This is a genomic window from Aeromonas dhakensis, assembly GCF_002285935.1.
In the GTDB taxonomy this organism is placed as follows: Bacteria; Pseudomonadota; Gammaproteobacteria; order Enterobacterales; family Aeromonadaceae; genus Aeromonas; species Aeromonas dhakensis.
In genome coordinates, this window is the sequence record NZ_CP023141.1 from 1,398,007 (window position 1) to 1,417,455 (window position 19,449).

A 19,449-nucleotide genomic window follows, 5' to 3' on the forward strand; every position below is an offset into this window, starting at 1 on the left:
AACAGGCGGGCGCCCTTGATGTCTGTCATAGGAGCCGACCGGGCAAGCCCGGTCGGCTCCTCTTTTTATGGCGGACTTATCTGGCCGCCGGTAGCTGGGCGAGGGCGGCCTGCACCGCGGCTGCCAGCTGGGGATCGCGCCCCGCCACCATGTCGGCCGGGGTCAGCGCCACCTGTACGTCCGGGATCAGCTCCTGGTTCTCGTACAGGGTGCCGTCGGGGTTGCGCAGCCCCAGGGTCGGGATGCCGTAGGCAAGGCCCGGGATCAGCCTGGAGGTGTGGCCGTACACCATGGTGCCGGTGCCCGGCACCGGCTCACCGACGATGGGGCCCACCTTGAGGGTGCGGTAGTATTGGGGAAAGGCCGAGCCTTCCGAGTAGCTGCCCGCATTGACCAGCACCACCGAGGGCTTGGTCCACTGGCGGGTGGCGGCGTCCGTCTCACCCTTGCCAAGGCGCGGCCAGCTGCTGGCCATGCCCTGGGCGCTGCCGCTGCCGGTCAGGAACTCCACCAGGGTGTTGGCCAGATAGCCCCCCTTGTTGAAGCGCACGTCGACGATCAGCGCCTCGCGGTTGCGCTGGCGACCGAGGGCGTCGGCCACCACCTCTTCATAGACGGCGCTGCTCATCTCCGGCAGATAGACGTAGCCGACCCGCCCCTGACTCAACTGTTCCACCTGGTTGCGGCGCTTGGCGATCCAGCCGTCGAGCTGCAGCTGATACTCCTGCTGCTGGTCGATGGCGGTGACCTCCAGCTGGTGCGGCTCCTTGGCCCCCTTGGGCAACAGGGTGAGGGCCAGCCGCTGGCCGGCCTGATGGTTGAGCAGGGCATCCAGCTCGTTGAGGCTGTGCAGCTCGGTGCCGTTGATGGCCAGCAGGCGGGCGCCCGGCGCCAGATCCGTCTCCTGCTCCAGCGGGCCGCCGGCCAGCAGGGCGGTCAGCTCGACCGCTCCCTGCCGCTCGCGCCAGTAGCCGCCGAGGCTGGCGGTGTCGTCCGGCATGCGTTGGGAGGAGTCGGGGACGCTGCCCCAGGTGTGGGAAACATTGAGCTCGCCGGCCAGCTCCGCCAGCAGGTTGCCGAAGTCACGCTCGTTGCTGATGCCGGGCAGCAGGCGGCGATAGGCGGCCACGTAGCCGTCCCAGTCCACCCCGTTCATGTCGGCCCGGTAGAATTCGTCCCGGGTGAGGCGGGTGATCTGGTCGAAGGCGGCGGTCATCCGATCCTGCCAGCTGGCGGTGATCAGCAGATTGAAGGGGTGGCTGCTGGCCTCGCCGGAGCGGGTATCGATGAGGGCGATCTCCCCCTCCCGCACCAGGGTGGCGAGGCTGGCATCCTGGTTGAGGCTGGCCAGCGCCGGCCCCGGCTGTTCGGCAAACAGCAGCTTGGTCTCGCCCTTGCGCAGATCCCGGGCGTAGCCCTTGATCTCGCTCCCGCCGTTGGCCCCGCTGGTCTCCACCAGATAGACCAGGTGATCGTCGACGATGCGACTGGCGAGGACGGTGCCTTCTGGCTGCAACTGCAGCGCCTCGCGGTGTGCCAGCCGGTCGGTTTCGAAGCCGTAGCCCGCCTTGGGCGGCGCCTGTTCGGCAAGGAAATCGCTTCTGGCGGCGCGGCTGCTGTAGAGGCCGAGCAGGCTGCCGCCGAGGGGCTCGCCATCGGCCCCTAGCACGCCGTATTTGGCGGACTGCCAGTAGAGGATGCCGCCATCCTGGCTCCAGGCCGGCTCACCATCCCGATAGCCGTTGAGGCTGACGTTGACCGGCTTGGCCTTGGCATCCCGGGTGTCGATGACGGCGATCTCCTGCTGGCTGGAGTCGGGCTGCACGGTCAGCGCCAGGTGGCGCGAGTCGGGGGCAAAGGTCAGCTCCACCGCATGGCGGGAGGGGTTGAACTCGGCGGCGACCAGCTGGCGCTGCTTGCCGCTGGCCAAGTCCAGCAGGTGCACGGCCTGGCCATCCACCACGAAGGCGAGCTGTTTGCCGTCGGGGGAGAGGGTCGGCACGCTGATGGCTGCGCCCGGGATTGCCAGCAGCTTCTCCTCGATCAGGGTGCCGGGCGCGCTGAACAGGGTGTCCGGCTGCTCCTTCTTGAGGCGATACAGCGCCGCCGGCCCCTCCTGTTCGGAGAGGTAGATGAGCTCTTGCTCTTTATCCAGATAGCGCGGCGCCGACTGCTCGCTGGGGTGGCGGGTGAGCTGGCGTACCCGCTCGCGCCGGGTGTCGACCGCGTAGAGATCCCCCTGGCTGACCAGGATCACCTCTTCCCCGTCCTGGCGGGCGATGGCCTTGTCGACGGGGCCGGGCTGCCAGCTCTGTTCGGCCGGCACCTTGGCGAACAGCGGCTGGATGGCGAGCTTGCGCGGGGTGTCGCTACCGGCATCGAGGCGGTAGAGCTCCCCCTGCCAGGACCAGACCAGATCCCCCTGGCGAGAGGCACTGAGGCCGCGCACCGGGTGACCCTTGAAGCGGGTGAGCTGGCGATCCTGGCCGCTGGCCAGATCCCGTTGCCAGACGTTGAAATCGCCGCTGCGCTCGCTCAGGTAGTAGAGCTGCTTGCCCTGCTCATCCCAGACCGGATCGCTGGCGGCCACCCTGTCTTCGGTCAGCTGGCGATGCTGCTTGCCGTCGAACAGCCACAGACGGGAGACGGCGAACGAGTGCTGATGCTTGCGAAACGGCTGATCCATGCCCGGCATCTGGTAGGCCAGCTGGTTGCCGTGGGGGCGGGCCAGGGTGGCGGGCAGGGGCTGGGCCGGGGTCAGCGGGCCGCCGGTAACTGGCGTCCAGTAGAGGTTGCTGGCCCGATACCCCTCCGCCACGAAGTGATCGGCATCGGGGTTGGTCAGGCGCTGGCTGCTCAGCAGCAGCTGCTTGCCGTCGGCGCTGAAGGCCTGGGGCAGATCGGGGCGCGAATCGCGGGTCAGCCGCTCCATCTCGCCGCCGCGGCTCGGCACCACGAACACGTCCTCGTTGCCGTAGAGGTTGGCGACAAAGGCTATGAGCTTGCCATCCGGCGACCAGAGCGGGCGCTGGCTCAGATAGCTGCCGTCGGTGAGGGGCACGGCGGGGCCGCCATCCCCCGCGCTCAGGTAGATGCGACCCTGCCAGGTGAAGGCAAGCTGCTTGCCGTCGGGGGAGAGGGCGGGCTCGCGCAGCCAGAGTGGCTCGGCCGCCTGCAGGGGGGAGCAGATCAGCAAGAGCAGCAGGGATAGTCGGTATCGCATCGTGAGGTTCCTGAGAGGTGAAAAGCGCCTTATCTTCCCCCAATGCCCCGCCCGGGACTATCCCGAGATAGGGGGGTTATCCCGTTGTTTTGGCAGTTAATTGTAACAATCTATAAAAGATGGCGCGGGATATGTTTCTCTGGATATATTGAGTATTGATGGCGATCCAATATGATGGCGCTCGCCCGCCACACCAGGCGGTGCAGTTCAGATGATTTGGTAACAGAAAAGCCCTTACCAGAGGCTTGCCGAGGGATGGAATGAGAGCCGTATTACTGTGTTTGCTGGGGCTGTGGCCCGCATTGAGTTTTGCCACCCTGTCCGCCGATATGGTGGTGGTGAAGAAATCGAGTTATAGCCTGACCCTGATGAAGGATGGCAAGGAGGTCAAACGCTACTGGATCGCTCTGGGTCCGGCTCCCAAGGGGCACAAGCAGCGGGAAGGGGATCAGCGCACGCCGGAAGGCCGTTACATCCTCGACTACAAGAAGACCAACTCCAACTATTACAAGGCCATCCACATCAACTACCCGAATCTGGACGACATCAAGGCGGCCAACGAGATGGGTGTGCGACCGGGCGGCATGATCATGATCCACGGTCAGCGCAACAGCATAGGCAACACCCGTTTGCAGCCGTCCAACTGGACCAATGGCTGCATCGCCATGCTCAACAAGGATCTGGACGAAGTGTGGAACGCCATCGAACCCGGCACTCCCATCATCATTCAGCCCTGACTCTCTGCAGCGCGCCACCTTCGGGTGGCGTTCTGTTTTTTGGCTCCCTCCTTTCTTTACCCGCAGCCTCTTGGTATCCGTCCCCGTGCTGTGCTAGTTTTTCCGGCTCGCCGTGGCCGCAACAAGGATGATCCCATGCCGTCAGCAACCCTCTCTCCGTCCGTCGGGGCCGAGAGTACCCGTGCGCTCTGGTGGCGCGCCTCCATCGATATTCTGCCGCTCTCCGTCTCGGTGATCCCCTGGGGGATCCTGTGTGGCGCCCTGGCGCTGCAGGTGGGGCTGAGCCCGCTGCAGGCCCAGCTGATGTCGCTGCTGGTCTATGCCGGCGCCGCCCAGCTGTCGGCCACCACCCTGTTCGGGGCAGGCACGCCGCTGCTGCCCATCATGGGCTCCACCTTCGTCATCACCTCCCAGCACCTGCTCTACGGCTTTACCTTTCGCCGCGACGTGCTGCCGCTCTCCCTGCGCTGGCGCGCCAGTCTCGCCTTCTTCCTGACCGACGAGATGTTCGCGGTGGCGCTCAAAGACAGAGAGCGCAGCGGCCGTTTCGATCCGGCCTACGCGCTCATTGCCGGCTTCGTCTTCTATCTGTTTTGGAATGTGGCGACCCTGCTCGGCATCGCCGCCGGCCAGTACATCGACGGGCTGGATCAGATGGGGCTGGACTTCGCCATCGCCGCCACCTTCATCGCCATGACCATTCCCGCCATGAAGAACCTGCCCATGGTGGCGGCCACCCTGGTGAGCGGGGCCATGGCGCTGCTCACCAAGCCGCTGCTGGCGGAGGTCTACATCATCATCTCGGCGCTCTCGGGCATGCTGGTGGGTTATGTGCTGCACCGGATGAGGAGGTAATCATGAGCTGGCTGATGATAGGCCTGCTGGCCCTGATCACCTTCTTCAACCGCTTCGCCTTCTTCTCGCGGCTGACCCGCTATCAGCCGGGGGCCGAGATGGGGGCCTTTCTCAGCTTCTCGGCCCAGTCGGTGCTGACCGCCATCTGGCTGCCCATCGTCTTCAGCTACCAGCCGGGCGCTGGGCTGAGCTGGGATCCGGACTATCTGGTCGCCACCCTGCTGGTGACGGCGCTGACCCTGCTGCGGCTGCCGACCCTGCTGGTGGTGGTGGTTGGCATGGGGGGCTTCTTCCTGCTGCGCTGGCAGGGGGGGGTGGCCCAACTGCTGCCCTGGCTGGGTTAGGCCCGTGATCCTGCATGGCGGATGTCTTCATTGGATATCCGCCATGTTGTGAATGTCACTTCAAAAAACACCTCTCAAGTGTGAGGATTTAGCTCCCATCCGTCGAGGAGCGAGCCATGTCCTTCACCGAAACCTGCCAGCGCATCGTGTGCGATCCCCTGTTGTCACCGGCCCAGAAGAGCCATGCCCTGGCGCTGGCCGCCGAGAATGCGCTGCCCTATCCCGCGCTGCCCGCCGAGGTGAGCGAGGCGATGGCCAAGGGCTTTGTCTGCGACATGTTCGAGGGACACGCTCCCTACAAGCCGCGCTATGTGCTGCCGGATTACGAGAAGTTTCTGCGCCAGGGCTCCGCCTGGCTGGAGCTGGCACCGCCGCAGGATTTCGACGAGGCGCTCGATGCTCTGCGCATCCTCTACCACCACGTGCCCTCCGTCACCGGCATGCCGGTCTGGCTGGGCCGGCTCGACCACCTGCTGCTGCCCTTCGTCAGGGATCTGGATGATGAGACCCTCTATCGCAAGCTGAAGAGGTTCTGGATCTACTTGGACCGGGTGCTGCCGGATGCCTTCATGCACGTCAACATAGGTCCGGACGACAACCGTCTCTGCCGGCTGATCCTGCGCATCGACGGCGAGCTCAAGCAGGTGGCCCCCAACCTCACCCTGTTCCACGATCCGACGCAGACCCCGGACAGCCTGTTGCTGCAGGGGGTGCAGAACATAGCGGCCTGCAGCAAGCCCCACATCGCCAACTACCCGCTGCATCGCAACACCTTCGACGAGCGCGGCTTCGGCATCGTCAGCTGCTACAACTCCCTGCCCCAGGCGGGCGGCGCCAATACCCTGGTACGGGTCTCCCTCAAGCGGGTGGCCGAGCAGGCCCACGGCATCGACGACTTCCTGGGCTGCCTGCTGCCCCACTACTGCCGCCTCGCCTCCCGTCTGATCGAGGCGCGGGCCGCCTTCCTGCATCAGGAGTCCGGCTTTTTCGACAGCTTCCTGGTGCAGGAGGGGCTGCTGGAGGAGGGGCGCTTCGTGCCCATGTTTGGTATCTACGGCATGGCCGAGGCGGTCAACCTTCTGATGGACAAGGAGAATCTGCCGGAGCGCTACGGCCGTGACGAGGAGGCGAACCAGCTGGGCTATCGCATCTCGGCCCAGCTCGCCCGCCACGTGAGCGAAACGCCGCAGCGCCACGCCTGGGGCGGCCGCGCCCTGCTCCACTCCCAGGGTGGGCTCAGCGTGGATCGCGGGGTGACCCCCGGGGTGCGCATCCCCTATGGCGAGGAGCCGGATCCCGCCAGCCACATGCTGGCGCTGGCGCCCCACCACGGCTTCTATCACTCCGGGATCAGCGAGATCCTCACCCTGGATCCCACCATCCGCCAGAACCCGCAGGCGCTGCTGCAGCTCTGCAAGGGGGCGCTCGCCATCGGCATGCGCGAGTTCACCGCCAACGTGGCGGACAGCGACCTGGTGCGGGTGACCGGCTACATGATCCGCAAGAGCGACGTGGCCCGCTTCGCGGCAGAAGGCTCGCGGCTGCAGACCACCTGCCTCGGCGCCGAGGCGAGCGAGCTGACCGGGATCCGCCAGCGGGCGCCGCGGGTGGTGGGACGCGAGGCGACCCTGTGTGACTACTGAGTGCGGCAGGCGGGCAGGGGCGGCGCGCTGTGCGACGGTGAGCCGCTGGCTGCCCTTCTCCTGCGTGGACGGCCCCGGCAACCGGCTGGTGCTGTTTCTGCAGGGCTGCAACTTCGCCTGCCCCGGCTGTCACAACCCGCACACCATCGGCCTCTGCGATCACTGCGGTGACTGTGTGCCGGGCTGTCCGAGCGGGGCACTGACCCTGCACGAAGGAAGGGTCAGCTGGCAGGCGGCGTGCTGCACCGATTGCGATGCCTGTCTCGATGTGTGCCCCCGCAGCGCCAGCCCCAAGACCGCCACCATGATGGTGGCCGAGGTGCTGGCCTTGCTGCGCCGCTACGGCCCGTTGCTGACCGGCATTACCGTCTCCGGCGGTGAGGCCACCACCCAGCTGCCGTTCGTGATCGCGCTGTTCACGGCCATCAAGGGGGCGCCGGATCTGGCCCATCTCGGCTGCCTGCTCGACAGCAACGGTTCGCTCGCCGAGGCAGGCTGGCAGCGGCTGCTGCCGGTGCTGGACGGCGCCATGATCGACCTCAAGGGGTGGCACGACTCTGTGCATCACACGCTGACCGGCTATTGCCGCGAGCGGGTGCTGGCCTCGCTGCAACTGCTGGCGCAGGCGGGCAAGCTGGCGGAGGTGCGCCTGCTGCAGGTGCCGGGGCAGAGCGATTATCTCGCCGCCGACGGCACGCTGGATGGCGGGCTCGCCGCCTTCTTGCACTCTCTGGGGCCCGTGCCCATCCGCCTCAACGGCTTTCGCCATCACGGCGTGCGCGGGGCAGCGCTCAGCTGGCCACAGGCGACGCGAGAGGAGCTGGAGCAACTGGCAGCGGCGCTGGCGGCGGCGGGGCTTGGCCCCGTCACTCTGCCGCCCTTGCTCTGAAAGATTTATTCAATGCACTGATCGCAAAGGAGTTGCATGTTTATTGATGAAGGTTGCGACGAGCTGGCCGGCTTTTTTGCTGCCTGAGTCTTGAGATGACGTAACTGTGATTGCTGTCTATTTGAGCTCTGCGAGGGGGCGGCTAGAATGGGTCAATCGCCCACCATCAACAGACGAACATGAGTGAATCCAACGCCTTATATCGAGTGCAGTTCATTTGTCACAACGAGCGTTACGAAGTCTATGTCAGGGAAGTGAGCCAGGGTCAGCTGTTCGGCTTTATCGAGATCGCCAACTTCGTGTGGGACAACCACACGGCGCTTATCGTCGACCCCAGCCACGAGAAGTTGAAGAGTGAGTTTGCCGACGTCAATCGCACCATGATCCCCATGCACCACGTGCTGCGGGTCGATCAGGTGCGCAAGCAGGGGGCTGCCCGCATCACCGAGCTGGGCAACAACGTCTCTCCTTTCCCCGGCCCCATCTACACCAAGAAACCCTGAGCACAGTCGTGCCTGGCACAGCCTGTGCTGGGCACGGCCCTCATCATGCCAGCTCGCGGGCCAGCTGCAGGATCCGCTGGCGAAACCAGCGCCGGGCCGGCTCCTCTCCGGCGGGGCCGTACCATACCAGGCTGTGGGTGACGGCGCCGTAATCAAACGGTACCGGCCGGCTCACCAGCCCTTGCGGGGCCGCCTGCTCGGCCCAGCCGTTGACGGCGGTGAGGATCAGATCGCTCTGGCGCAGCAGGGTCGCCGCACTGCCAAAATCGGGCAGGATGGCGGCGATCTGCCGGCGCACCTGCAACTGGGCCAGGCTCTGTTCGAAGAAGGGGTTGGCCAGCTCCTGATCTCGAATGGCGATATGGCGCCAGCTCAGGTAGGCATCGAGATCCCAGGGCCGCGCCAGCGCCGGGTGATCCGCACGCAGCAGGCAGACCAGCTTGTCCTCTCGCAGCGTCTCCCACACCAGCCCTTGCTGGCGGGGCAAGGGCTGGCTCTGATCGTGGGGCAGGATCACGAAGTCGAGCTTGCCCGCCGCCAGGGCCGCCAGCCCCTGCTCATCCTTGTTGCGAATGTCGGGCACCAGGCCCGGCACCTCGCGCATCAGCTGCGCCAGAATGGGCCCCATGGGCCAGACCATGCCGCTCTCGCGCAGGGCAAATTTCAGCTGTCCCTGCCAGCTGGCGGGATCGAACCCGCCCTGGCCGGTGAGGCCGTTGAGCTCGCTCAGCAGCCGGTGCAGGGTGGGGCCGAGCCGCTCGGCGAACGGGGTTAGCAACAGCTGGTTGCCCTGGCGGTAGAGCAGCTGATCGCCGAGCAGATCCCGCAACTGGTTGAGGGTCTTGCTGACGGTGGAGGGGGTGGTGCAGAGCCGCTCGGCGGTGCGGGTGACGCTCTGGCTGTCGAGCAGCAGGTGCAGGGTAACCAGGTGGCGGCCGCCGAGGCGGGAGAGGGCAATGAGATCCATAACGGTTCCACGAGCAAACGGGACAAACAAAAAGCCCCGCCTGAGCGGGGCTTGCGGGGATCAGCCCTTGAGCACGGCGGCCATGGCGTCGGCCACGTAGTCGACGTTGCGGCTGTTGAGGCCCGCCACGCACATGCGGCCGGAGCGCACCAGGTAGACGGCGAACTCCTCGCGCAGGCGGTCCACCTGCTCCGGGGTGAAGCCGGTGTAGCTAAACATGCCGCGCTGGTTGATGAAGTAACTGAAGTCACGGCCCGGCACCTTGGCGCTCAGCACCTCGAACAGCTTCTGGCGCATCGCCTTGATGCGGGTGCGCATCTCGGTCACTTCACCGACCCACATGGCGTGCAGTTCGGGCTGGCTCATCACGACCGCGGTGATCTGGCCGCCGTGGGTGGGGGGGCTGGAGTAGTTGCGGCGCACGGTGGCCTTCATCTGGCCCAGTACCCGGCTCGCCTCTTCGGCATCCTGGCAGATGACCGACAGGCCGCCACAGCGCTCGCCGTAGAAGGAGAGGTTCTTGGAGAAGGAGTTGCTGACGAAGAAGCTGACGCCGGCGGCCACCATGGCGCGAATGGCGTAGGCATCCTCTTCCAGCCCGTCGCCGAAGCCCTGATAGGCGATGTCCATAAAGGGGATCAGGTTCTTCTCGACTACCAGCGCGATCACCTGGTCCCACTGGGTGCGAGAGAGATCCACCCCGGTCGGGTTGTGGCAGCAGGGGTGCAGCAGCACGATGCTTTTCGCCGGCAGGGCGCTCAGGCAGTCGATCATGGCGTCGAACTGCACGCCGCCGGTGGCCGCATCGTAGTAGGGGTAGTCGTGCACCTTGATGCCGGCCCCCTCGAACATCGCCTTGTGGTTGTCCCAGGTGGGATTGCTGACCCACACCTCTGAGGTCGGGAAGTAGCGCTTGAGCAGATCGGCGCCGATCTTCAGCGCGCCTGAGCCGCCGATGGTCTGGATGGTGGCGATGCGACCCGCCTTGACCGCTTCGTGGTCGGCACCGAACAGCAGGTGCTGCACCGCGGTACGGTAGTTGGCGGCGCCTTCCATCGGCTGGTAGGGGCGCGGGGCCGGGGCGGCGGCGCGCTGCGCTTCGGCCTGCTGCACCGAGGCCAGCAGCGGAATGCGGCCCTGCTCGTCGTAATAGAGGCCGATCCCCAGGTTCACCTTCTGCTCGCGGGTGTCTTTGTGGAAGGTCTCGACCAGGGTCAGGATGGGGTCGCCAGCATAGGCATCGACGTGTTCAAACATGGGGGGTCCTTGCGAAATGGAATCCAGGGTATGGCGATCAATGATCGGCGGTCATCATGGCGTAAAGCCGGCGAGGGCTCAAGTCTGAAAGGGGCGGGGAGCGTGGGGCCGATGCCGCCCAGCCGTAAACGGGATGATGCGGGTCGCTCGCGGCCCCCTCCACCGGCCTTACTTCAGATAGGATCGCAACACCCGCACCACCTGATCCAGATCCTCCAGCCGCTCGGCCGGGGTCGCCTCTTCGGCGCCGAGATGTTCGCGCATGTGGCCCTCCAGCACCTCCAGCATCAGGCCGTTGACGGCGCCGCGAATGGCGGCGATCTGTTGCAAGATGGCGGCGCAGTCGCTCTCCTGTTCCAGCGCGCTCTCCAGTGCCCCTGCCTGCCCCTTGATGCGGCGCACCCGCGCCAGCAACTTCTTCTTGCCGTGAATGGTGTGTGACATGCAGGATCCTCTCGATCAATAAAACTATACTGGGGTATAGTATATTGCATTGTCGTCCTCAGGAGAAATCCATGTCATCCCTCGCCTCATCCCACTGCCACCAACCCGTCGTCCACGAAGGGAATCCGCTGGCGGAACAGAAGACCCGCTGGGCCGTGCTGCTGACCGTCGTCATGATGGTGGCGGAGATCGGCGGCGGCTGGTTCTACAACTCCATGGCACTGCTGGCCGACGGCTGGCACATGAGCTCCCACGCGCTGGCGCTCGGCCTGTCGGTGCTGGCCTATCGCGCCGCCCGCCACTTCGCCCGCGACCACAGATTCAGCTTCGGCACCTGGAAGATCGAGGTGCTGGGGGGCTTCACCAGCGCCCTCTTGCTGGTGGGGGTGGCCGGCATGATGCTGTTCGAGTCGGTGTTCCGGCTGCTGGATCCCAGCCCGATCCACTACCAGCAGGCCATCGCCATCGCCATCGTCGGCCTGCTGGTGAACCTGGCCTGCGCCTGGCTGCTCAAGGACGATCACGGTCATCACCATGGCCACGGTCACGACCATCATCATGATCATCACGACCACACTCACCCGCACGATCATGGCCAGCATCACGGCCATCAGGATCTCAACCTGCGCGCCGCCTACATCCACGTGCTGGCGGATGCGGCCACCTCGGTGCTGGCGATTCTGGCGCTGGTGGGGGGCATGCTGTGGGGGGCCGACTGGCTCGACCCCCTGATGGGCATAGTGGGCGCCGTGCTGGTGGCGGTGTGGGCCTGGGGGCTGCTGCGCGACTCCGGCCGGGTGCTGCTGGATGCCGAGATGGATGCGCCGCTGGTGGCAGAGATCCGCGAGGTGATAGCCGACTTGCCGGAAACCGAGATCCGCGATCTGCACGTCTGGCGGGTGGGCCAGCAGCAGTATGCCTGCGTGCTCTCCCTGCTGATGGCGGTGCCGCTCTCCGCCAGCGAGATCCGCGCACGGCTCGCCATCCACGAGGAGCTGGTGCACGTCACCATAGAGGTGGGCACCCCCTGATCCTGGCCGGTGGGTCGCCCGCAACAGCAGGAAGGGGCCAAGGCCCCTTCCTGTTTTCTGGCTCAGTGCGGCGGGCCCTGCACATCGTCCGGTTTGTGCTGCCAGATGGCGCCGAGCAGCAGCTTGAGCAGCAGCCCGGGCGGATTGTCCAGCAGCCGGCCCGACTCCAGCTGCAGCTGGCCGTCGGGATGAAAGCCGAGGCTGGCGTGGACGGTGCCATCCTCGCCGCACACCTGGATGAGACCGCTCAAACTGCCGCGCTCCCCCGGCTGGCAGCGCAGCCGCAGCTCCCGTGGCTCCCCCAGCAGGGTGAAGGCGCGGGCGAGGGGCGGGGTATCCTCGTAATCCGGCCAGTTGAAGAAGTGGTACTGCTCGGCCAGGGTGCCCGCCTGCTGGCAGAACTGGTCGAACAGCTGGGCAATCCCCTGATACTCCTGATCCAGCCGCCTGGCCTGCTCCTCAATCCGTTTCATCTCCGGTTGCTCCTTTGCTCGCTCTTGTTCACTTATCCATTTGATCGGAAATCTTTTTTTCCGAAATTGGACGCGCCTTCCGCTGGTATGGGCCGAAACGGACGACGGGTCTGTGAGCCCGATCCTATTTTCGTTATGAAAACGTTATCTTGTTGAAAGAGGTTAACTTTTTTGCCTTCCTGCTCACATTTGAAACGATTTCAGCTGATTAATATGGCCCCGCTCGGCAATGACCGGGTACTCGAATATCGAGACTAACTACAGCGGGAATTATAAAAAAATGGATATGAAAAAGACCAAGGTGGCGCTGGTAACAGCCTCACTGCTCGCGCTTTTGTCCGGCTGCAATGACAACAGCACTTCCCCCACCCCGGAACCCTCGGACGGCCCAGTCGCCCGTCTGCCCAATGTACAACTCCCGGCCGAACAGCTGGTGGCCGGGCCCGATCAGGCGGTGATCGCCCTGGTGGATACCCAGACCAGCGCGGCACGCGGGATCACTGGCCCCTTCGCCAACTACAGCCTGCACCTGTGGAACAACGACGCCTGCAACGCCACCGCCGAGAGCGGCCTCAACGCGGGCTGGGACGACAAGGCCAACACCCCGGCCGCGGTCGACGGCTTCGGTCCGAGCTGGGTGGTGCCCCTCAGCAAGGTGGAAGGGTGCATCAACTTTATCGCCCGTAACGGTGATCTGGCCAACCTGACCGGCAGCGACATGAAGGTGGTCTTCAGCGATCATCCGGACCGCACCGTGGCCATCGTCGCCGGCAAGAACGAGATCTTCGGCAGCCGGGCCGAGGCCTTCACCGCCGCCTTCGGCGTGGCGGGCGCCAGTGCCCACCTGATCGACGGCAACACCCTGATCTGGCAAGGGGGCAAGGACAAGCCCCATGTCCGCCTCTACTACACCGACTCCGGCACCATCAAGGCCAACGCGGAAGGGGTGTTCGACTTCCCCTACATCACCCTTACCCCGACCAGCCTGACCGCCGAGCAGCAGGCCAAGTATCCGCATCTCAAGGATGCCACCGCCTTCGCCCTGCCGGCCGGGAAAGATCTCAAGCCGCTGCTCAAGGGTGAGCTGGTAGCCATCGGCACCGATGCCGACGGTATTCTGCAGGGGGCGACCCTGGTGCAGAGCGCCGGCGCCCTCGATGCCCTCTACAGTGAAGCGGCTACCAAGCTGACCTATGGCGCCGTGGTCGAGGGGGGCAATGTCACCTTCCGGCTGTGGGCGCCGACCGCCAAGTCGGTCAAGCTGGCGCTGTTCGACGAGCAGCACAAGCCGCTCGGCGAGCGCACCATGACCCTGGACGAGGCCAGCGGCAGCTGGAGCGTGCAGGGGGGCAGCGAGCTGGTGGGCAAGTTCTACCGCTACGACATCCAGGTCTATCACCCGGTCAGCCGCAAGCTGGAATCCTATCAGGTGACCGACCCTTACTCCCTGAGCCTGGCGATGAACTCCGAGTTCAGCCAGGTGGTGGATCTCAACGATCCGGCCCTCAAGCCGGAAGGGTGGGACAGCCTCAAGGCGCCCCACAGCCAGCAGAACCCGGCCGACATCACCATCTATGAGGCCCATGTCCGCGATCTGACCGGCAACGACGACTCCACCCCGGCCGAGCACCGCGGCAAGTTCCTCGGCCTGACCGACACCGACACGGCGCCGGTCAAGCACCTGCAGGCGCTGGCCAAGAGCGGCGTCAGCCACCTGCACCTGCTGCCGGTGTTCGACATTGCCACCGTCAACGAGGATCCGGCCAAGGTCGCCAACATCGGCGACGACTTCGGCAAGCTGTGCCAGGTCAACCCCGAGGTACAGAACTCCAAGTTTGCCGGCTACTGCAGCAGCGGTCAGACCATCGAGGCCGTGCTCGGCGATCTGCAAGGTAGCGACAGCAAGGAGAACCCGCAGGTGCAGGAGCTCTACGGCTACCTGCGCGGAGTCGACTCCTTCAACTGGGGTTATGACCCCTACCACTACACCACCCCGGAAGGCTCCTATGCCACCAACGCCGAGGGCAGCCAGCGCATCCTGGAGTTCCGCGAAATGGTCAAGGCCATCAAGCAGAACATCGGCATGAACGTGGTGATGGACGTGGTCTACAACCACACCAACGAGGCGGGCCTGGGGCCCAAGTCGGTGCTCGACAAGATTGTGCCCTGGTACTATCAGCGCCTCAATCCGGAGACCGGCTCGGTGGAGAACTCCACCTGCTGCTCCAACACGGCGCCGGAACACGCCATGTTCGCCAAGCTGATGGATGACTCTCTGGTCACCTGGGCCCGCGACTACAAGATCGATGCCTTCCGCTTCGACCTGATGGGCCACCACCCGAAAGATCAGATGGTGCAGGCGCTGGCCGCGGTGAAGCAGGTCAACCCCGAGATGTACTTCTACGGCGAGGGCTGGAACTTCGGCGAGGTGCAGGATGACAAGCGCTTCGTGCAGGCGACCCAGAAACACCTGGCCGGCACCGGCATCGGCTCCTTCTCCGACCGGCTGCGGGATGCGGTGCGCGGTGGCAGTCCGTTCGACGGCGGTGACACCATTCGCAAGACCCAGGGCTTTGGCAACGGCGCCCTGGTGGATGCCAACGAGATGGATGGCGTCGATCGCGCCACCGCCCTGCATCAGAGCGACCTGGTGCGCCTCGGCATGGCCGGCAACCTGAAGGACTTCATTCTGACCGACAAGGACGGGATGCCGAAGAAGGGTTCCGACATCGACTACAACGGTCAACCGGCGGGCTATGCCCAGGATCCGACCGAAATCCAGAACTACGTCGACAAGCACGACAACCAGACCCTGTTCGACAACCTGATCTACAAGGCGCCGCAAGGGGCTGATCTGGTGCGGATGCAGGGGGTATCGCTCGCCACCGCCATGCTGGGGCAGGGCATTCCCTTCACCCACGCCGGTGTCGAGCTGCTGCGCTCCAAGTCCATGGAGCGGGACAGCTACGACTCGGGTGACTGGTACAACCGGGTCGACTACACCCTGGCCGACAATAACTTCGACAAGGGGTTGCCGCGCAAGGACAAGGATGGCGACAACTATCCGCTGATCGAGCAGGTGCTCGGCAAGCACGTCAAGCCGAGCGGTGCCGACATGGCGACCATGGTGGGCTTCTATCAGGAGCTGGCCGAGCTGCGTCAATCTTCCCGTCTGCTGCGTCTGGGCAGCGGCGCCGAGGTGATCAAGCGGGTCGATTTTCGCAATACCGGCCCGGATCAGGTGCCCGGCCTCATCGTGATGACGGTGGATGACGGCGTCAATGCGGGGGCGGATCTGGATCCGGCCATCGACGGCCTGGTGGTGATGATCAACGCCACCAATGCTCCCCAGAGCATCGGCGACTTCCGTGACGGCAACGATCAGCCCATCGATCTGACCAGCCTGCAGCTGAGCCCGGCCCACCACGGCGGCGAGAGCATCGCCCGCGATGCCGCCGTCAATGGTGGTACCCTGACCCTGGGGGCCTGGTCGGCGGCGGTGTTCGTCAAGCCGCAGAGCGGTGCCCAGGGCAGCGGCCTGCCGGTCGGCAAGAAGACTGATCTGAGCACGGTACCGCCGTTCGGTGACACCGCCGTCTATCTGAAGGGGTTCCTCGATGAGTGGGGCAACACCAACCAGATGACCTTCACCAGCAACTTCATGTACGAGTTCACCACCGAGGTGAGCAGCGACAAGCTGGGCACCACCAACGTCAAGATCGCGGATGCCAGCTGGGGTCCCCTCAACTACGGCAGCTGCAACGCCGGTGACAAGCTGGTGGTCGGCACCCCGCTGACCCTCTGCAAGGGTGGCGATACCGGCAACATCGGGCTCGATCTGGCCAAGGCGGGCAGCTACAAGTTCGTGTTTACCGCCATGAACAAGGACAAGCCCACCCTGAGCGTCAGCTTTACCGAGCCGGTGCAGAGCTGCAAGGTGCTGGACACGGTGGCGGGCAATCCGCTCGGCTACAACCTGTTCGTCAAGGGCGAGCTCTCCGGCTGGGCCGCTCAGCCCCAGTACCAGTTGAGCTACAAGGGGATGGATGGCGATCTGGCCATCTATCAGGCGGCCTTCAACTACACCGGCAGCACCGAGTTCAAGGTGGCCAACGAGGACTGGAGCAAGGAGTACCTGCTCAACGGCGGCGGAGCGCTGAAGGCGGAGACCGGTTACCCGTTCGCCTTCTCCCAGGCGGGCAGCGCCAACAACAGCATCACCTTGCCGCAGGGGCTGTGGAGCGTGCTGGTGAAGGTTGACCCGGCCGGTGCCAAGGCCGGTACTGCGGTGATCCAGGAGTGCAGCGCCAAGTAGTCATTCCCATCGAGCCCGGGGCTGGCTCGGCACCCCAGGGTTGAATTCCACCTTGCCAAGGGTGGGATAACACCGAGAGAGTAAGCAAAGCGCGACTGCCGACCGGCAGCCGCGCTTTTTCTTTGCTCGTGGGCAAGGCAATAAAAAAGCCGCCCACTGGGGGCGGCTTTAAGTTGTGCCGTTAACGGCCGGCTTAGCGCTTGCGCAGCAGGCGCAGGGCGTTGGCGGTGACCAGGGCGGTGGCGCCGGTGTCGGCCAGCACCGCAATCCACAGGCCGGTGATGCCGAGCAGGCTGGTGACCAGGAAGATGGCCTTGAGCCCCAGCGCCAGCGCGATGTTCTGGTGGATGTTGGCCAGTGCCGCGCGGGAGAGCCGGATCATGGCGGCGACCCCGCCGAGCTGGTTGTGGGTCAGCGCCGCATCGGCGGTTTCCAGCGCCACGTCGGTGCCGCCCCCCATGGCGATGCCGATGCTGGCCCGTTTCATGGCCGGCGCGTCGTTGATGCCGTCGCCGATCATCGCAACCTTTTGCGTCAGACCGAGCTTGGCGATCTCATCGACCTTGCCCTCCGGCAGCAGGCCGGCGCGCCAGCCCATGCCGAGCTCGCCGGCGATCGCCTCGGCGGCGCGGGGGTTGTCACCGGTCAGCATGATGCTTTGCAGGCCCAGCTCGCTCAGCTCGCGCAGGGCCGGGACCGCCTCGGGGCGGATCTGGTCGCGCAGGGCCAGCAGGGCGGCCGGGGCGGCGTCGGGCTGACCGAGCACCACCACTGTCTTGCCTTGCTGCTCCAGGGTGGCGACCCGGGCCTGCATCGCCGCATCCAGGGTGGCGACCCGGCTCGGTGCCAGCAACTGCCAGAGGGTGCCGTCGATGCGACCTTCCACCCCCATGCCGGGCAGGGCGCGCAGCTCCTGGGCCGCGGCCAGGCTGAGGCCCTGTTCGCTGGCCGCCGTCACCACGGCGCGGGCCAGCGGGTGGTGGGAGCCCTGCTCGATGGCCGCCGCCAGCGCCAGCAGCTCGGCCTCAGGCTGGCCATTGAGGCTCACCAGTTCGGTCAGCTGCGGCTTGCCCAGGGTCAGGGTGCCGGTCTTGTCGAAGGCCAGGGTATCGATGTGGGCGAGGCGCTCCAGGGCGGCGCCCCCCTTGATGAGAGCCCCCTGCCGGGTGGCTGCCGCCAGCGCCGAGGTGACCGCCGCCGGGGTGGAGATGACCAGGGCGCAGGGGCAACCGATCAGCAGCAGCGCCAGCCCGCGATAGACCCACTCGTCCCAGCTCTGGCCGAAGGCGAGCGGCGGTACCAGCACCACCAGCAGGGCGACCAGCATCATGGCCGGGGTATACCAGCGACTGAAGCGGTCGATGAAGCGCTCGATGGGGGCGCGCTGGGTCTCGGCCTCCTCGATGAGATGCAGGATGCGGTCGATGGCGTTGTTGCCGGGTTCGGACACCACCTCGAGGCGCAGCACCCGATCCGCCGCCAGACTGCCGGCGGGGACCTTGTCACCCCGGCGGCGCTCCACCGGGATGGATTCGCCGGTCAGGGCGCTCTCGTCAAAGGCGCCGAGGGGGTCGAGCAGGCGGGCATCGGCGGCCAGGCGGGCACCCGGGGCGATTTCGATGATGTCACCGGGGCGCAGCTGGTCGGCAGCGACTTCTTCCCGTACCTCGCCCTCGGCAGTGGTGCGGATGCGCAGCGCCTTGTCGGGCACCAGCGCCATCAGGGCGGTGACCCCGGCGCGGGCGCGGCCGGCGGCGTAGGCTTCCAGATGTTCCCCCAGCATGAACAGCAGCAGCACCATGGCCGCTTCGGCGGTTTCGCCGAGGAACAGGGCCCCCACGGCGGCGACCGTCATCAGGGTTTCGATGGCGAAGGGGGAGCCGCTCTTGGTCAGTGCCCATGCCTTGCGGGCGACGGGCCACAGCCCCCAGAGGGTGGCCAGGGTAAACAGCGGTTGACCAATCTGGCTCGGCAGCAGGGCCGCCACCCCCATCAGGCCGGCCAGCGACAGTGGCTGCCAATATTTGGCGAGCAGGGTCTGCAGCGGGTTGCGCTCGCGGCCGGGCTCCTGCTTGCCGCTGCGCTCACCCTTGAGCTGGAAGCCGGCGGCCAGCACGGCGGCGGTAACGGGATCGGGGGAGAGGCCGGGGGCCAGATCCACCACCAGCTTCTCGGTGGCAAACAGCACCCGAGCCTGCTGTACGCCCTCCACCCGGTTGACGGCGGTCTCTATCTTGCGGGCGCAGCTGGGGCAGTCCATCCCCAGCACCTGCCAGCTATGGCGGCGGCTGTTCTGCTTGGGGGTCGTCAGCGGCGGCTCGGTCGCGGCGGCCGTGTGGGCGTGCCCCTGTTCATGATGATCGTGCTCGTGGGCTGTGTCGCAAGTGCCTCTGGGGGGCTCTTCATCCCCCGGGCCGTCTGCGCCACTTTGCCCCTGATGAGCGTGGCGGGTCGGGTTGGCGACGCCACTGGCCTGTGCCCCGTTGTCGCAGCAGTGGCTGGTGTGGCTGTGGCCTGCCTGTGGGGTGGCGGCCTTGCTGACGGCCTTGATGGGGACGGCGGCGTGTTGATGGCTGCAGCAGGATTTGCTCATGGTGCGTTCCTCTTGAGGGACCCCGCCCCTGCGGGATCCTGGATGACTGAGCCGAGTGTAAACCTTGGTGTTAAGTCCAAGGTCAACCCCCTTTCTCTCTGCTCCTCCAGACGGGGGATTTGGCGATCCTATATCCCTGTGATTGGCGGGTGTTTGTCCCCGCCCGGCGGGCCTA

Annotated in this window: 14 protein-coding genes; 8 read left to right on the forward strand and 6 right to left on the reverse strand. The window is 65.7% G+C overall.

Annotated elements, in window-relative coordinates:
• Positions 1-76: 76 nt before the first annotated feature.
• Positions 77-3,223: a S41 family peptidase gene (locus CK627_RS06895; RefSeq protein ID WP_095591979.1), complete on the reverse strand. Its 3,147-nt coding sequence runs from the start codon at positions 3,221-3,223 to the stop codon at positions 77-79.
• Positions 3,224-3,483: 260 nt separating this feature from the next.
• On the opposite strand from CK627_RS06895, the gene CK627_RS06900 reads away from it, so the two are divergent.
• The 6 genes from CK627_RS06900 to CK627_RS06925 all read left to right on the forward strand — a co-directional run bounded on the left by CK627_RS06900 (position 3,484) and on the right by CK627_RS06925 (position 8,194).
• The gene (locus CK627_RS06900; protein WP_005308598.1) at positions 3,484-3,960 is read left to right on the forward strand and encodes a L,D-transpeptidase family protein; all 477 of its coding nucleotides are present in this window, start codon (positions 3,484-3,486) and stop codon (positions 3,958-3,960) included.
• 135 nt (positions 3,961-4,095) lie between these two features.
• A complete protein-coding gene (locus tag CK627_RS06905; RefSeq protein ID WP_095591980.1) occupies positions 4,096-4,815 on the forward strand; it encodes an AzlC family ABC transporter permease in 720 nt (239 codons plus the stop codon).
• Between the two features lie 2 nt (positions 4,816-4,817).
• Positions 4,818-5,159 (forward strand): AzlD domain-containing protein, encoded by a 342-nt coding sequence (locus CK627_RS06910; RefSeq protein WP_017780431.1) that lies wholly within the window; start codon positions 4,818-4,820, stop codon positions 5,157-5,159.
• Positions 5,160-5,275: 116 nt separating this feature from the next.
• Positions 5,276-6,802, forward strand: a complete 1,527-nt coding sequence (locus CK627_RS06915) for a YjjI family glycine radical enzyme (protein WP_095591981.1) — start codon at positions 5,276-5,278, stop codon at positions 6,800-6,802.
• Between the two features lie 37 nt (positions 6,803-6,839).
• Positions 6,840-7,691 (forward strand): YjjW family glycine radical enzyme activase, encoded by an 852-nt coding sequence (locus CK627_RS06920; protein WP_095591982.1) that lies wholly within the window; start codon positions 6,840-6,842, stop codon positions 7,689-7,691.
• Positions 7,692-7,870: 179 nt separating this feature from the next.
• Entirely contained in the window at positions 7,871-8,194 is a 324-nt protein-coding gene (locus tag CK627_RS06925) for a DUF1820 family protein (protein WP_005308607.1), read from the forward strand.
• A 43-nt stretch (positions 8,195-8,237) separates the two neighbouring features.
• Here the strand turns inward: CK627_RS06925 and CK627_RS06930 are convergent, their stop codons facing one another.
• The 3 genes from CK627_RS06930 to CK627_RS06940 form a co-directional block, all read right to left on the reverse strand.
• On the reverse strand, positions 8,238-9,161 hold the full coding sequence (locus CK627_RS06930; protein ID WP_017782244.1) for a LysR family transcriptional regulator: 924 nt from the start codon (positions 9,159-9,161) through the stop codon (positions 8,238-8,240).
• Between the two features lie 60 nt (positions 9,162-9,221).
• Complete coding sequence (locus CK627_RS06935; protein ID WP_095591983.1) at positions 9,222-10,418, reverse strand: amino acid aminotransferase; 1,197 nt, start codon at positions 10,416-10,418, stop codon at positions 9,222-9,224.
• A gap of 168 nt (positions 10,419-10,586) precedes the next feature.
• Positions 10,587-10,862: a metal/formaldehyde-sensitive transcriptional repressor gene (locus CK627_RS06940; protein WP_005308614.1), complete on the reverse strand. Its 276-nt coding sequence runs from the start codon at positions 10,860-10,862 to the stop codon at positions 10,587-10,589.
• Positions 10,863-10,933: 71 nt separating this feature from the next.
• Here CK627_RS06940 and dmeF point away from each other — a divergent pair, with 71 nt between their 5' ends.
• Positions 10,934-11,893 (forward strand): CDF family Co(II)/Ni(II) efflux transporter DmeF, encoded by a 960-nt coding sequence (gene dmeF, locus CK627_RS06945; RefSeq protein ID WP_095591984.1) that lies wholly within the window; start codon positions 10,934-10,936, stop codon positions 11,891-11,893.
• Between the two features lie 62 nt (positions 11,894-11,955).
• Here dmeF and CK627_RS06950 read toward each other — a convergent pair whose 3' ends face one another.
• Entirely contained in the window at positions 11,956-12,366 is a 411-nt protein-coding gene (locus tag CK627_RS06950; RefSeq protein ID WP_005308618.1) for a hypothetical protein, read from the reverse strand.
• Between the two features lie 280 nt (positions 12,367-12,646).
• On the opposite strand from CK627_RS06950, the gene pulA reads away from it, so the two are divergent.
• Positions 12,647-16,681, forward strand: coding sequence for a pullulanase-type alpha-1,6-glucosidase (gene pulA, locus CK627_RS06955; RefSeq protein WP_095591985.1), 4,035 nt, complete (start codon positions 12,647-12,649; stop codon positions 16,679-16,681).
• Positions 16,682-16,874: 193 nt separating this feature from the next.
• Here the strand turns inward: pulA and CK627_RS06960 are convergent, their stop codons facing one another.
• Positions 16,875-19,274: a zinc/cadmium/mercury/lead-transporting ATPase gene (locus tag CK627_RS06960; protein WP_095591986.1), complete on the reverse strand. Its 2,400-nt coding sequence runs from the start codon at positions 19,272-19,274 to the stop codon at positions 16,875-16,877.
• Between the last annotated feature and the right edge of the window lie 175 nt (positions 19,275-19,449).

Coding starts and splice junctions, on each gene's coding strand:
- CK627_RS06925 (WP_005308607.1), top strand. CDS start 7,871: ATGAGTGAATCCAACGCCTTATATCGAGTGCAGTTCATTTGTCACAAC.
- CK627_RS06960 (WP_095591986.1), bottom strand. CDS start 19,274: ATGAGCAAATCCTGCTGCAGCCATCAACACGCCGCCGTCCCCATCAAG.
- CK627_RS06895 (WP_095591979.1), bottom strand. CDS start 3,223: ATGCGATACCGACTATCCCTGCTGCTCTTGCTGATCTGCTCCCCCCTG.
- CK627_RS06930 (WP_017782244.1), bottom strand. CDS start 9,161: ATGGATCTCATTGCCCTCTCCCGCCTCGGCGGCCGCCACCTGGTTACC.
- CK627_RS06905 (WP_095591980.1), top strand. CDS start 4,096: ATGCCGTCAGCAACCCTCTCTCCGTCCGTCGGGGCCGAGAGTACCCGT.
- CK627_RS06900 (WP_005308598.1), top strand. CDS start 3,484: ATGAGAGCCGTATTACTGTGTTTGCTGGGGCTGTGGCCCGCATTGAGT.
- CK627_RS06940 (WP_005308614.1), bottom strand. CDS start 10,862: ATGTCACACACCATTCACGGCAAGAAGAAGTTGCTGGCGCGGGTGCGC.
- CK627_RS06910 (WP_017780431.1), top strand. CDS start 4,818: ATGAGCTGGCTGATGATAGGCCTGCTGGCCCTGATCACCTTCTTCAAC.
- pulA (WP_095591985.1), top strand. CDS start 12,647: ATGGATATGAAAAAGACCAAGGTGGCGCTGGTAACAGCCTCACTGCTC.
- CK627_RS06950 (WP_005308618.1), bottom strand. CDS start 12,366: ATGAAACGGATTGAGGAGCAGGCCAGGCGGCTGGATCAGGAGTATCAG.
- CK627_RS06915 (WP_095591981.1), top strand. CDS start 5,276: ATGTCCTTCACCGAAACCTGCCAGCGCATCGTGTGCGATCCCCTGTTG.
- dmeF (WP_095591984.1), top strand. CDS start 10,934: ATGTCATCCCTCGCCTCATCCCACTGCCACCAACCCGTCGTCCACGAA.
- CK627_RS06935 (WP_095591983.1), bottom strand. CDS start 10,418: ATGTTTGAACACGTCGATGCCTATGCTGGCGACCCCATCCTGACCCTG.